Source organism: Nostoc mirabile CHAB5784 (assembly GCF_020829645.1).
In the GTDB taxonomy this organism is placed as follows: Bacteria; Cyanobacteriota; Cyanobacteriia; order Cyanobacteriales; family Nostocaceae; genus Nostoc; species Nostoc mirabile.
The window spans coordinates 52,490-67,548 of record NZ_JAIVFS010000004.1; the positions used below are offsets into that span (position 1 = coordinate 52,490).

The 15,059-nt window shown below is 42.5% G+C and carries 8 protein-coding genes and 1 pseudogene; 2 read left to right on the top strand and 7 right to left on the bottom strand.

The window, feature by feature from the left end; all coding sequences use genetic code 11:
- Positions 1-16 precede the first annotated feature (16 nt).
- The 6 genes and pseudogenes from LC653_RS04610 to LC653_RS04635 form a co-directional block, all read right to left on the bottom strand.
- Positions 17-298, bottom strand: coding sequence for a hypothetical protein (locus tag LC653_RS04610; RefSeq protein ID WP_229492897.1), 282 nt, complete (start codon positions 296-298; stop codon positions 17-19).
- Positions 299-419: 121 nt separating this feature from the next.
- Positions 420-917, bottom strand: coding sequence for a class I SAM-dependent methyltransferase (locus LC653_RS04615; protein WP_229492899.1), 498 nt, complete (start codon positions 915-917; stop codon positions 420-422).
- Positions 918-1,360: 443 nt separating this feature from the next.
- Positions 1,361-2,569, bottom strand: a complete 1,209-nt coding sequence (locus LC653_RS04620; protein ID WP_229492900.1) for a 4-hydroxy-3-methylbut-2-enyl diphosphate reductase — start codon at positions 2,567-2,569, stop codon at positions 1,361-1,363.
- 116 nt (positions 2,570-2,685) lie between these two features.
- Entirely contained in the window at positions 2,686-3,552 is an 867-nt protein-coding gene (locus tag LC653_RS04625; RefSeq protein ID WP_229492902.1) for an SGNH/GDSL hydrolase family protein, read from the bottom strand.
- A gap of 141 nt (positions 3,553-3,693) precedes the next feature.
- A pseudogene (locus LC653_RS04630) lies at positions 3,694-5,096 on the bottom strand (ammonium transporter).
- Positions 5,097-5,602: 506 nt separating this feature from the next.
- Positions 5,603-5,926 carry a YnfA family protein gene (locus LC653_RS04635; protein WP_229492904.1) on the bottom strand — a complete coding sequence of 108 codons (324 nt, stop codon included), beginning with the start codon at positions 5,924-5,926 and terminating at the stop codon, positions 5,603-5,605.
- Between the two features lie 397 nt (positions 5,927-6,323).
- Between LC653_RS04635 and LC653_RS04640 the strand changes: the two genes are divergently transcribed.
- Complete coding sequence (locus LC653_RS04640) at positions 6,324-11,024, top strand: GAF domain-containing protein (RefSeq protein ID WP_229493132.1); 4,701 nt, start codon at positions 6,324-6,326, stop codon at positions 11,022-11,024.
- 168 nt (positions 11,025-11,192) lie between these two features.
- A complete protein-coding gene (locus LC653_RS04645) occupies positions 11,193-11,474 on the top strand; it encodes a peptidase (protein ID WP_229483886.1) in 282 nt (93 codons plus the stop codon).
- Positions 11,475-11,623: 149 nt separating this feature from the next.
- Here LC653_RS04645 and LC653_RS04650 read toward each other — a convergent pair whose 3' ends face one another.
- Positions 11,624-14,887, bottom strand: a complete 3,264-nt coding sequence (locus tag LC653_RS04650) for a calcium-binding protein (protein ID WP_229492905.1) — start codon at positions 14,885-14,887, stop codon at positions 11,624-11,626.
- Positions 14,888-15,059 lie beyond the last annotated feature (172 nt).

A 15,059-nucleotide genomic window follows, 5' to 3' on the forward strand; every position in this document is an offset into this window, starting at 1 on the left:
ACCTTCACTCTTTAGCTCAAGTTGCTACTTTATCAGCGATTACAAACAAGTAATCTCCGTGATTATTTTCATATTTATTGATAATCTCTGTGATGCGTCCTGTATTAATATCTGCTGCTAGCCTTTGACATCCTGTTGCGATTTCATCTGCCGAAGCTAGCAAAGCAAACGTAGAAATTCCAGAGCGTACATTTTCGTCTAAATATATTTCAGGACGATATTTACCACTATATAAAAATAAATCTTGCAAGCTTTCTGAAATAGAATAAAGTTCAATATTGACTGAATTAAAACCCAATACGCTTGGCTTTGTGAAAAATTGTAGGTTGGGTTAAGCAAAGCGCAACCCAACAAAGCCCCGGAAATGTTTGTTGGGTTTCGTTCCTCAACCCAACCTACACAGTTTAAGGTTTTTAGCGTTAACTGAACTGTATTGAATTAAAACCTGCCTCATTGAGAGCATATTTGACCTTTTCTAAACTTGGCATCTGTTCAGCAGATTTATGTATAGCCTCTGGAAAATACTCAACTAACCAATATTTGTTTATTTGCTCTGGTGTGGCAGTAAACAATACAAAATGACCAGCCGCTAGGACACGGTAAATCTCTTGAAAAACAGGAGTTAGTGCAGCAAAATGATGTATCGCCAGCGTGCATAGCACACCAGAAAAAGTCCCATCAGCATAAGGTAAAACCTCAGCTTCTGCAACTTGCCAAGCTACAACATTACTCTTATTCATAGCAGCATCAATCATCTTTTTTGACTGGTCTACTCCACTCCAAACACCACCATGTTTTGCCAAAGCTAGCGTGTAATTTCCTGTGCCACATGCCACATCAAGATACGAGGAATCTGATTTGATTTGGAGGTGTTTAGCTAATTGGGCAGCAATGTCAGGGTCAGCGCAACGAGTCAAATCATAGCCTTTGCCAATTTGCTCATAAATATAGCAATCCTAAATCATTCGTGAAAATCTCTCTTTATTCTCTCTTGCCTCTGCGGTTCCTTATCAAAAATTACTTTTCACAAATCAGATAGGATTGCTATAGCCATTTATTGAATTTCTCACAAATTTTCAAATATAGTGAACAGTTAACAGTTATCAGTGAACACTAGTACAATGTCTAATATGATGTCCGGGTAATTAACCATAATAACCGGAACCCCACCCCGCAAAAGCTGCGCTTTAGCTCCCCTCCTGCTTGCGGGGAGGGGTTGGGGGTGGGGTTCTTTTATTATGGGTGATTTGGCGGACATGATATAAGCTACTTTTGAGGGTTCGTAGTAAGAACTTTAGTGCTGAAAAAATAAGGACTAAAGTCCTTACTACGAACTTGCTTACTTGATAACCGATCACTCTTAAACTAGCGCTGCTGTTGCTTTCATTGCAAAAATTTTCTCAATCACATCTTCTACTACCTTATCTGGCGTGGAAGCACCAGAAGTAATTCCCACGACAATTTCTCCATCTGGCAACCAGTTTTCTGTAGTTATTAACTGCCCATTTAATTGCCGATGTTCTATGGAATATCCTGATTTAATCCGTTCAACAGTATCAATATGATAAGAAGGAATTCCCCGCTCAAAAGCAATTTGTTGCAATTGAGTAGTATTCGATGAATTAAACCCACCAATTACTACCATCAAATCTAAATTTTGTTCCACTAACTCCAACATTGCATCTTGGCGTTCTTGAGTGGCATCACAAATAGTATTGAAGCTTTGAAAATGCTGATTTAACTCGGTGGGGCCATACTTCTGTAACATAGTCCGCTCAAAAAGCTTGCCGATTTGCTCAGTTTCGCCTTTAAGCATAGTAGTTTGGTTAGCAATACCAACTCTTGCTAAATCTTGATCGGGGTCAAATCCTGCTGAACAAGCTTTAGCAAATTTTGTCAGAAATTCTTCACGGTTCCCACCATTGATAATATAGTCAGCAACATATTCTGCTTCTTGCAAATTCAACACAATTAAATACTTGCCAGCAAAAGAACTAGTAGCAACTGTTTCCTCGTGCTTATATTTACCGTGAATTATTGATGTATAATCGATTTTTTTGTGCTTTTCTACTGTATTCCAAACTTTAGATACCCAAGGGCAAGTTGTATCAACAATTTTGCAGCCTTTATCGTGAAGTATCTGCATTTCTTGAACGCTAGCCCCAAAGGCGGGTAATATCACTACATCACCAGTTCCAACAACAGAAAAGTCTTTATTCTTTCCTTCAATGGGGATGAACTCTACCTCCATCTCCTGCATTCGCTGATTTACAGAAGGGTTGTGGATAATCTCGTTAGTAATCCAGATGTGTTCTGTGGGGAAGTGCTGGCGGGTTTCGTAGGCCATGGCCACAGCGCGTTCTACACCCCAGCAAAAACCAAAGGCTTGTGCTAGTCGGATTGTCACATCACCCTGTTGTAGAGTGTAATTGCGATCGCGAATTTCTTGAATCAAGTTACTCTGATACTCAGATTGCAACTGGGTGGCAACTTCTGCTTGATGACCAAACCCCTTGCGATTGTAATTTTCTGAATGTTGCAGGCTGCGCTTAAAAGCTTTTGTATCCATTATATTTGTCTATTTAAACCACTATTTCTTATTTTCTCGCGCCCAGACGCTATTTATACAGAGTTCTATTCAAAGATATTATCAGAGAGGGGGAAAGGGAAAAGGTTTTAATGCCTTTACCCTTTACCCTTTAACCTTTTCCCCTCTTTTTCTTGCTGGGGTTTTAATTCAATTTCACTATATATCTGCAATGCAGAACGCCAAACTATATAGCCTTCAGGACTTAAATGCAAGCCATCAGTAGTAAATTCGTGGCGGAGATTTCCTTGCTTGTTGGTAAACAGGGGATATAAATCGAGATATTTCACACCTTTTTTGATAGATAGGCTTTGCAGTTGCTGATTCAACTCGCGAATGCGACTATTTGCAACAGTCAGAAGTTTATCTCGTCCTTTCCAGGTTGCTTCCTCTGCCCCATGTGGCAAAATCGATTGGACAACAATTTGCGCTGTGGGATGCTTCTTTCGTAGATAATTGATAATTTGACGCTGATTATCTAAAATTACCCTGTCGCTCATCCCCTCAATTAGGTCATTAATGCCAATCATCACAAAAATCACCTCTGGCTGGGTGCGGTCAAATATCTTCAATCTTTTCAAAAGTCCATTACTGGTTTCGCCAGAAATTCCTTGATTGAGCCAATTTTTACCTTCGGGTAATAACTCAGGCGGAAACCACAAACTCAGAGAATCTCCCACTAGGACGGTTAAATGCGGAGGACGTTGGTCTGCGGCTACCTTGGCTTCTTGCGTGAGAATGTCTACCCACTGCTGGTAAGTGAGTTGGTGACGACGACCTAAATCAGGTGTAACAATTTCGGGTGAGTTGTTCAGGCTGATTGGTTCCGGGGATGTTATTATCCCAAAAAAAGCGGACAATCTCTGCTGTTGCCAAATTAGCAGGATGACCGCCAACATTAGGATGCCGTTGGTTAACAGCGAGAAAAATGCCCAGATAGGAAAGGTTTTTGCAGATGTAGACACGACTAGCGAAATTTACCAATTATTTGAATCAAATTTTAACGCTAGCGATCGCAAATTACCCAATTTTAAATTGGGGAGTGGGGAGTGGGGAGTGGGGAATGGGGGAATAGGGAAGAATAATAACTCCCTACTCCCTACTAACTAAGTAGGACGATCGCCAAACTCGGAATTGTAACCTTCTTCACCGTGTTCGTTGATATCCAAACCTTGAAATTCAGCTTCCTCTTTGACTCGCAGCCCGACTGTAGCATCGATAATCTTGAGAATAATCCACGTACCAACACCTGCGATCGCGTAAGCAATGGCAATTGCTAGGAGTTCAACTCCCAATTCACCAAAATTACCACGCAGCACTCCGTCTTTACCTGCTCCGTTGACTTGAGTTGTGGCAAAGATGGCTGTTAAAATTGCCCCCACTGTACCACCAACCCCATGCACGGGAAAGGTATCTAAAGCATCATCAACTTGTAGCTTGTGCTTGAAACTGATGGCATAAAGCAAACAAAGGCGGTGATGAAACCAATTAAAATTGCTGATAGCGGTGTGACAAATCCGGCGGCGGGAGTGATCCCAACTAAACCAGCAACGGCTCCTGTAGCTGCTCCCACGGCGGTTGGTTTACCCCGTAAAACACTCTCCAAAATTAGCCACATTAAAGCCGCCGCCGCCGCCGATGTATTGGTGGCAACAAAGGCTGTTGTTGCCACATTTGTAACTAAGTTACCAGAGGTTCCACTAGCAATAGATAGGGCGCTCCCAGCGTTGAAACCGAACCAACCAAACCACAACAAGCCAGCACCCAGCAAAATAAACGGAACGTTGTGCGGCGGGCTAAGGCGATCGGGATGGGTTTTGCGAGGTTTAAGGACGATCGCTGCTACTAGGGCTGAAACCCCAGAACTAATATGAACTACTGTGCCACCTGCAAAGTCCAGGGCACCTAAACCACCATATAAACCTAAAAATCCACCTTTTGCCCAGACCATGTGGGCCAGGGGAGCGTAAACAAAGGTTGACCACAGGAGAACAAACAGCGAATAGGCGCGGAAACTCATCCGCTCTGCGATCGCCCCAGAAATTAAGGCTGGGGTGATAATAGCAAACATGCCTTGGTAGATCATGAATGCCTGGTGAGGTATCGTTCCGGCATAGGAGACGACTTCCGGCGGGTTTGACCCTTTGAGATAATCGGTTATCTCTAACCCGACACCATTCAACCCAAGCCATTGCAATCCACCGATGAACGGTAAACCTGGCGCAAAGGCAAGACTATAGCCCCACAAAATCCAGGTAACTCCAACGATCGCCATCAACACAAAGCTCATCATCAATGTGTTTAGGACGTTGCGCGATCGCACAAATCCACCATAAAAGAACGCCAATCCTGGTGTCATGAGCAGCACCAGTGCTGATGAAATCAGCATAAATGCCGTATCTCCAGTATCAGCAGCTGGTGGAGCAGCAGCTGGTGTTTGGGCAAAAGCATTGCCCATCAGCGGCACTCCCAAAAACACTAGGACTAGGGTCATAGCCCCAATGATCATAATTTTCTTCAACACTTTTTTTCTTCCTAAGCACCAATGATTTGTATACTGAACTACATTTGATTACTTTTAGTTATACATTTTTGTGTTGAAAGTTACTTAACCTTAATTTTTTAGAAATGTTAACGAAAATATAATCCTGTTTGTAGTTGCCAAGGTTTAAATAAGGGTGTACACATGCAACGATTGCATCTTTATTTTTTGAAGAATAGCATTTTATTGAAGCGCTACAAAATTCAAAATTTTTAGTTACTTACTGTTACAAACCAAGATCCGTGTGATAATTGAGAATCATTATAAATTATCGTCAGTCAGTCTTATCAGATAATTTAGCCAAATATGTCCTGATTTCTCTTGATATCTCCCGCATAAATGCGTAGAGATCCAGATGGCTGATTCTTAGAGATTAGTTGCCAAAAAATCTTTGCAATTTTGGATGAGGGTATTATCCCTTTAAAAGGGAACACTATAAAATTTATTGGTCAAAAATAATATAGAAATTTTACTTAAGTTCTGGGTGCAAACATGATAATTAAAACACTCACTAAAGCTAAACATGCTCCGATTAAGTCGTAGCGGTCTGGAGTAACCCCGTCTACCTTCCAACCCCAAAACATTGCCATTGCGATAAACACGCCACCGTAAGCCGCATACACTCTGCCAAAATTTGCCGATTGGAGAGTTGCAATAATACCATAGAAAGCTAAAGCAATTCCACCCAAGATGCCCCACCACAAAGGCTTACCTTCGCGCAACCACAACCAGACTAGGTAGCCGCCCCCAATTTCTAATAAACCAGCCCACAAAAAACACAGTAGGGACTTAATCATTTAATAAATTTTTAATAAGGTTGAACTCAGTGAAATTACGCTAACGCTTTTAACTAAACTGTTGTCATTAATTAAAGTAAGTTTGTTGACAAATTGGGGATTGGGGACTGGGGACTAGGGACTGGGGACTGGGTATTGGGTACTAAGGAAACGCGATGTGCAACTTATTCTTATAACCCCGCTTCCATTCCTCTCTCCCTGTGGGGGAGAGGCTTTGATTCTTGCTCCCCAACGCTACAAGGGTTGGGGGTTAGGTTTGAGAGAAAGTTGCACACGGCGTAAGGAATGGAAAAAACAAGATAAAGACTTCTTTTTTATTCCCCCTAATCCCCAATCCCTAATCCCCAATCTCCAGTCCCCAGTCCCCAGTCCCCAGTCCCTAATCCCCAGAATAAGGATGAAAGCACCATTACCTGATAACGAAGCACAGAGAATCGAGACGCTTTTGGAGTATAAGATTCTCGACACCCCATCTGAAGCCGCTTTTGACGATCTCACCCGTTTAGCCTCGTATATTTGTCAGACTCCTATTGCTTTAATTAGCTTAATTGATACAAATCGTCAGTGGTTCAAGTCAAAAGTCGGAATGGAAGCCCTAGAAACACATCGAGATTTCGCATTCTGTGCCCATGCTATTCTACAGCCTGATGTTTTTATTGTGCCTGATGCAACAGATGACGAAAGGTTCGCCACCAACCCACTGGTAACATCTGGCCCAAAGATTCGGTTTTATGCTGGTGTACCTCTGACTAATCCTGAAGGATACGCGCTAGGAACCCTATGTGTAATTGACTACGTACCACGAGAGCTGAATCCAGAACAAGTCGAGGCATTACGAACTTTAGGTCGTCAAGTCATCAAGCAACTGGAATTACGGCGAAATTTAGCAAGTTTGGTACTTGTAACCAAGAAAAGCAAACAGGCGCAGAAGGTACGCAAGCAATTTTTCAAAAAGATTGCAGCAGGTTTTGGTTTAGCGTCGGTAATTTTAGTTTTGATTGGTGTGGTTTCTTATCAAAATACAAAAGTATCTACTAATAATCGCAGTATAGTAAAAAACACTTATGAAAAAATCAACAGTCTAGAAAAACTACTGTCCCACATAAAGGATGTTGAGACTAGACAAAGTGGTTACATCCTCACTGGAAAACAAATTTATCTCAAACCTTATCAAGCAGCACTTGCTAACGTCGATCAAGAAATTGCCAAGCTCAAGAGTTTAACAGCAGATCAACCGAATCAACAAAAGCAAATTGCAACCCTTGAATTTCTAATAACGGCTAAACTTACTGAACTAAAACAGACTATTGACTTGCGCCAAAACAAGGGATTGGAGGCGGCATTGCAAGTACTAGTGAGAAATGATCAACAAAATCTCATGGATGATATCCGCAAGGCGATCAATGAGATGGAAAACGAGCAAAGGGGACGACTCCAACAGCAGTCACAAGCAAGAAAAGCCAGGAGTCGCAACACAATTCTGACACTTGCGATCGCCATCTGCCTAAGTTTTATCGTTCTTGCTGTAGTCTACTACTTCATCTATCATGAGGTCATTGAGCGCAAGAGAACAGAAGAAGCCTTAAACCAAGAACGTAACTTTATCTCAGCAGTCCTGGATACAGCCAGCGCCTTAGTAGTAGTTGCCGACTCCCAAGGTAAAATTGTTCGCTTCAATCAAGCTTGTGAGCAAACCACAGGTTACTCCTTCGATGAGGTGAGGGGTAGGTATTTCTGGAACTTATTCCTACTTCCTGAAGAGGTAGAGTCAGTCAAAGCAGTTTTTGAGCAATTACTAACTGGTAGAGGCTTCCTAGAACACGAAAACTATTGGGTAATGAAGGATGGCAGCCGCCGACTGATTGCCTGGTCGAATACCTTCTTAAAAGACTATGAAGGATCAGTGGAATACATTGTTGCCACTGGTATTGACATCACCGATGTCTCCGACGAGCTTCGCAAACGCTTACGCGCACAACAGCATCTGACTGCTCAATATGTTGCAACTCGCGTTTTAGCAGAGTCCGCCACGATTAGCGAAGGTACTCGCCAAACCCTGCAAGGGATCTGCGAGAGTTTGGCATGGGATTTGGGTGAAATTTGGATGGTGGATGAACAAGCAAATGTGCTGCGTTTTCTCGATATGTGGCATAAAGCATCCTTTGAAGTGCAAGAGTTTGAAGCCCTGAATCGGCAAACCACCTTTGCACCAGGAATTGGTCTACCTGGCCGGGTTTGGGCTAGTTCTGAACCTGTTTGGATCGCTGATATCGTTAAAGAACTCAGTTTCTCCCGCTTCAAAATCAGCGCTGAAGTACAACTACACGCAGCTTTTGGTTTTCCGATCCGTAGCGGTCACAAAATCCTTGGTGTGATTACCTGCTTTAACCATGAGATCCAACCGCCTGACCAAGATTTGATTAAAACGATGAATTCTATCGGTGAGCAAGTGGGGCAATTTATCCAGCGTAAACAGGCTGAAGAAGAAATACAACGGCAAAACTTGCGATCGCAATTATTTACCGAAATCACCCTTAAGATTCGCCAGTCTTTGCAAATCGAAGAAATTCTCAAAATCACTGTCAAGGAGGTGCAAAAGATTCTTCAGACTGACCGAGTTTTGATCTATCAGCTTTTGCCAGATGAATCTGCACCCACCGTTATTGAAGCAGTGGTTTCTGGCTTACCAGCAATTAAAGAGCAAAATCAAAATATCACCGTCCCCTACTTTCAAGCCGAATATTTACAACAGTACTATCTACAGCAGTACCGTAAAGGACATGTTTTCGGGCTAGCTAACTTCGATCTGCCAGAAGTCCAACAAAACCATCTGGAATTAATGCGACAGTTTGGGGTCAAAGTCAATTTGGTTGTGCCCATTCTTGTCAAAGAAGAACTTCGTGGTTTGCTCATAGTTCATCAGTGTGACGATTCCCATCACTGGTCTAGCTTTGAAACTCATCTTTTGCGGCAAATCGCAGACCAAGTAGGTATTGCCTTAGCCCAAGCCCAACTATTAGCAGCAGAAACTCGTCAGCGACAAGAACTTGAAATTGCCCGTCGCCAAGCCGAATTAGCTTCTCAGACTAAAAGTGCCTTTTTGGCAAATATAAGTCATGAAATTCGTACTCCAATGAACGCTGTATTGGGCATGACCAGTTTGGTATTAGATACTCCCTTAGACCCAGAACAGCGAGATTTTATTGAAATAATTCGTAGTAGTGGAGACGCCCTTTTAAGTTTAATCAACGAGATTTTGGATCTTTCCAAACTAGAGGCTGGAGAGATGGCTCTCGAAACTCTAGATTTTGACCTATCCATTTGTCTGGAAGAAGTGGTGGAATTATTGGCTCCCTCAGCCCATAACAAGGGATTAGAAATTGCCACACTGATTGAGCATAACGTCCCCACCCAGATCAAAGGAGATACTGGTAGGCTGCGGCAAATTCTCATGAATTTAATCAGCAATGCTATCAAGTTCACCAGTGCTGGCGAAGTATTAGTACAAGCCGAATTACGTTCTCTTACCTCTACTACAGCCACCATCCATTTTGCCATCACAGATACAGGTCTTGGCATTAGCCCTGAAGACCAACGCAAACTCTTTATGCCATTTACCCAAGTGGATGCTTCGACCACTCGCAAGTATGGTGGTACTGGTTTGGGATTAGCCATCTGTAAACAACTGGTGACTTTGATGGGAGGAGTAATTGGGGTAGAAAGTCAGATGGAAAAAGGATCTAAGTTTTGGTTTGAGGTGCTTTTTACAAAGCTTGTTGAGCCTGTTTTGCCAAAATGCGAACGCGGACTTTTGAACAATCGCCGCTTGTTATTGGTGGATAACAACGCTACTAATTACAAAATTATCTACCATCAAGCTACTCATTGGGGAATGCAGGTAGATCAAGCTGACAGCATTGCTGCTGCCCTTAAAGTTATTCAGTTAGCTTGTGAGCAGGGAAAATCTTATGATGTCGCCTTGGTTGATATAAAAAATGACATGACAATAGAAGAACAAATTAAAGCCAATTCTGCAATTGCTGAAATACCTTTGATTATGCTCACCTCTACTAATCAACGGGATGAAGTGCAGCAGGCGCTCAAAATCGGATTTGCTGCTTATTTGGTCAAACCCATTAAGCCATCACGACTCTTCGATGCCATTATGAATATTTTAGAAACTCAGTCGGAATCAGAACAAGGGGCTAAAGGCTTTTTGCTAAAGCCTACTGAAAAAATCCAGAGTACAGATTCAGGCATTCTTACCTCCTCTTCCCCTAACCCCGCTACTAAATTCAAGTTAAGAATTCTCTTAGCTGAAGATAATTTGGTGAATCAGAAAGTAGCCCTGAAGCAACTCGATAGTTTAGGCTACAAAGCCGATGTCGTTGCTAATGGCAAGGAAGTTTTGCAGCTATTAGAAAAAATTCCTTACGATTTGATTCTAATGGATTGCCAAATGCCAATTCTCGACGGTTTAGAAACCACAAAAGAAATTCATCGTTGGCAAGAGGATACTTTTGCTCTGCGTCGTCGTCCTGTGGTGATTGCGATGACCGCTAATGCAATGAAAGAAGATGAAGAAAGGTGTCTCAATGCCGGAATGGATGACTATCTGAGTAAGCCAGTGTTTAAAGAAAAATTGGCTGCGACTCTAGAGCATTGGACAGGTGTGATTCTTTCAAAACAAGAGCCAGTTGTACATGAACATACAGTTTCCACTGACCTAGCAATTGATTGGGAACATTTGCATCGAATATCGGGAAATGACACAGAATTTGAATTAAATCTATTGCTTGTATGCGTTGAAGATATAAAACCCCGTTTAGAGATAATTAAAGCAGCGATCGCATATAATGACTTTGGGCAAATTGCGCGAGAAGCTCATCACCTTAAAGGTGCTACTGCCAACATTGGAGCCACAGCTATATACCTAGCAGCTGACAAACTAGAAAGATTGGCTTACCATCAAGACCTTAGAGATACTACTAACTTAATTTTAGAGTTAAAAGAATTTGTTAACTGCATTCAAGATTTTTTAATCAGAAACCAGGTAACAAATCGCACCTTGTTACCAATCAAAAATGATCGAGTATAAACCCGTAATTAAGCTGTTACGTATACAACTTGCATTATCAGGGCGCTCATGTTGCCCACCCCACAATCATATTGAAAAAAATATTAGTGCAAATTGAAGGCGCAACAGCTTAACATACAAAAACAGCCTTGATGCATTATAGTTTGTTTCCACTGGAGATTTTGGATAATGCGTTCATTTCGCAAGTACCACCGGACTCTGGCGATTATTTTGGCTTTACCGCTTGCTGTAACATTGTTAACTGGAATTGCAGCTACGCTGGTAGGTGAGTGGTCAGCTAACCTGGGAGTAGGGCGTAGTCTACTGCTTTCGATTCATCGTGGTGAAATATTTGGTTTACAAGGAATCTACCCGATTTTGAACGGAGTAGGACTATTGGGATTGTTGGTTACTGGATTAAGTATGACTAGTTTGTTTGGTAGAAAAAGGCCAAAATCCGAGAAGGATTAGAAAAGACATACAGCACATTTCCAGGAAAGTGTTGTACACAAGCTGAGTTTCAAAGCCAATGACTTGCATTGAGCACTATCGTTTGAGAGATGCTAAAAATAGCACCTCGCAAACTTTACCGCTTGGTAATAGCAGAGCGCTAATAAAGATTAAACAACCACAAAATTCTTTTCGGTTACTGATAATCCAGCAGATAATTGTGCAAATTGTACCTGAGTAAACCCAGACGCACTGCCATCAAGGTCAAAGAACAATCCACCAGTAGCGCTGTTGTAGATAAATCGCTCTTCGCTAGTAGTTGCAGATGTTCCGAGAGTCAACTGACTTGTCTTAAGTGAACCTGATGATAAGCCGCCACCAAAGCCAGCAGCCGATATCTGAATCAGTTCATTAGTCGCGTTGAAGTCATAAATAGTATCAATACCTTCATTGAAACTATTGAAAGCAAAGGTGTCAGTACCAGCTCCTCCAATTAGGCTATCATTACCTTTGCCACCAGTGAGGGTATCATTGCCATTACCACCTGTGAGTGTGTTCTTACCAGACGCACCAGAAGCTGTAAGAGAATCATTGCCATCGCCACCAGAGAGGAGATTATCGCCTGTTGAATAGTCAACAATTAAGCGATCGTTACCTGCACCACCGTCGAGCGTGTTATTACCAGAGACAGTATAAACTCCGTATGAGGAGTATAAGGAGGCTGAACCAGAGGCATTAAGAGAATCATTCCCATCGCCCCCAGAGAGTAGGTTATTGCCTGATGAATAGTTAGTTACTAAGTTATCATTACCAGCGCCACCATTGAGGGTGTTATTGCCAGAAACAGCATCAAGATAAAACTCGCCTCGATAGTCGTTGTAGTCACCAGAGATACTAAGAGAATCATTCCCATCGCCGCCAAAGAGCAGATTATTACCATTTGAATAGTAAGCACTCAAGTAATCTTTACCTGCACCGCCGAAAATCGTATTATTCCCACCTGCCCCATTTATCGTATCGTTACCATTGCTCCCCACAATCAAGTCATCGTACTCTGTACATGAGATATTTAATCCTTCGATATTCTTGTAAGTAACGTGACTCGTGCCTGCTGTTATAGAGCCAGTGTTAGTAGCAGCATCGAATGTTGAAGTAATTCCGTCGCTAGTAGTATAGTTATACAACGACAACAAATCGTCACCTTTCCCTCCATCGATGGTATCGTTGCCGCTATTGCCCCCGTGGAGCGAATCGTTGCCATTGCTCCCCACAATCAAGTCGTCGTAGTCTGTAGCATAAATATTTAATCCTTCGATATTCTTGTAAGTAACGTGACTCGTGCCTGCTGTTATAGAGCCAGTGTTAGTAGCAGCATCGAATGTCGAAGTGATGCTCTGGGTTGCACTATAGTAAGAGAACGATAAGTAATCGTCACCAGCGCCCCCATCTATTGTATCTTTTCCACTAACGCTCCCATCTATTTTATCATTGCCATTGCTCCCCACAATCAAGTCATCGTACTCTGTACCTGAGATATTTAATTGTTCGATATTCTTGTAACTAACTTGATTCTTGCCTGCTGTTACCCTGCCAGTTTTAGTAGCAGCATCGAATGTCGAAGTAATTCCCCCAGTAGTATAGATACACGAGACTTCCAATAAATCGTCACCTGTCCCTCCATCTACTGTTTGAGTTACTAAGTCAGAGGGGAAAGTATATAGAACCAAAGAGAAGGAATCATTGCCATCCCCTCCAGAGAGTAGGTTATTGCCAAACGCGCCATCAAACCTTCCAGAGTAGTCATAGTAGCTAGAGACAAAGAGAGAATCATTGCCATCGCCTCCAAACAACAGGTTATCGCCTGTTGAATAGTTAGCACTTAAAGTATCGTCACCAGCACCACCATCGAGGGTGTTATTGCCAGAGGTGTCAAATCCGTACCTGTCAGAAGCGTAGCTAGAGGCACTAAGAGAATCATTGCCATCGCCTCCAGAGAGTAGGTTATCGCCTGTTGAATAGTCAGCACTTAAGTTATCATCACCAGCACCACCGTTGAGGGTGTTATTGCCAGAGGCGGCATTGGTATTTCCCCCGTCGTAGTCGATGTGAGTCCCAGAAGTGGAGAGATTATCATTGCCATCGTCCCCAGAGAGCAGGTTATTACCTGTTGAAGAGGTAGCACTCAATTGATCGTTACCAGCGCCACCGTTGAGGATATTATTGCTTGTTGAATAATCAACACTCAAGTAATCGTAACCTTCACCGCCAAAAATCGTATCGTTACCATAACTTGGATCATTTCCACTACTGCCGCCAAAAAGATAATCGTTGCCATTAGTCCCCACAATCAAGTCATCGTAGGTTGTACCTCTGATCTCTAATCGTTCTATATTTTCGTAGTTAACCTGATTCGTGCCTGCTGTAATCGAACCAATGTTAGTGGTTGCATTGAATGTCGAAGTCATTCTCCCCGTAGCATTGGTATAATACGCTTGTAAAAAATCATCACCTTTCCCTCCATCTACTGTTTGAGTTACTAAGAAAGAGGGGGCAGTAGATGAAGCCCTCAAAGAAAAGCTGTCATTGCCATCCCCACCAGAAAGCAGGTTATCGCCTGTTGAACCCTCAACACTCAAGTAATCTTTACCAGCACCACCGTTAAGGGTGCTATTGCCTGTTGAATCCTCAGCATTCAATACATCGTCACCAGTACCACCAACGAGGGAGTTATTGCCCGTACTACCAATTAGGGTATCTTTCCCTGCACCACCAATGAGGGTATCATTTCCCGTACCACCCCGCAGCAAGTCGTTGCCACTTTTGCCGTCGATTTTGTCATTACCGCCCTGACCATTAACTACATCATCTGAGTCGTCTAAACCCGTAATGTTGTTGGAGAGGTCATTGAGGAAAGTTACCGTGTTTTTGATGCCCAGCTTAGTTTCAGTGGAGTTGGCATCAAAGACATCAAAGCTGTCGGTGATACTAGTTTGCCCATTAAACAGGATATTGCCAATCGCTGGTGTTGCTCCAGAAGCTTTCTGGTTCTCCAAGTTTTCTAATTTGAAGTTTTGCAGAATGACTATGGGTTCACCTACCCCTTCAAACGCAATTTCCAGATTGCTGCCATTCTGAGTAAGCAGCAAATTTTCGGCACCAAAGAAGTCATATCCCTCGAATTTTAAGGTATCCACTTCCGCAGTGACTGCTGCTGTCGGGTTTGTTCCTTTACCGACGCCACCGAAATCGGTGATAATATCAGTGCCGTTGAACACGTCAACGAATTTAAACTTATCCTTGCCGCCACCACCAGTCAAAGTGTCGTTGCCATTAGTAGCTGTGATGGTATCGTTGCCTGCAAGACCCTTAATCGTGTCCGCTAACTCGCTGCCGACTAGCGTATCATTACCCTTGGTTCCAATTATATTTGCCATAACTTTTACTATTTAAATCAATTTTTTCAGTAACTTCAGTTGTCAATTTGCTATAAGCGCTATTTTCGGGCACAAAAATTCGCCTCAAGGGTGATGCTTTCGGCATATTTTACTGGGCTAATTTTGCGACTCACTTCAAGTTTTGGTTTCGGTTTAGGAGTGTTATTGAGCC

Excerpts from the sequence above, each read along its gene's own strand:
- LC653_RS04620 (WP_229492900.1), bottom strand. The coding sequence starts at position 2,569 with ATGGATACAAAAGCTTTTAAGCGCAGCCTGCAACATTCAGAAAATTAC.
- LC653_RS04635 (WP_229492904.1), bottom strand. The coding sequence starts at position 5,926 with ATGATTAAGTCCCTACTGTGTTTTTTGTGGGCTGGTTTATTAGAAATT.
- LC653_RS04640 (WP_229493132.1), top strand. The coding sequence starts at position 6,324 with ATGAAAGCACCATTACCTGATAACGAAGCACAGAGAATCGAGACGCTT.
- LC653_RS04645 (WP_229483886.1), top strand. The coding sequence starts at position 11,193 with ATGCGTTCATTTCGCAAGTACCACCGGACTCTGGCGATTATTTTGGCT.
- LC653_RS04650 (WP_229492905.1), bottom strand. The coding sequence starts at position 14,887 with ATGGCAAATATAATTGGAACCAAGGGTAATGATACGCTAGTCGGCAGC.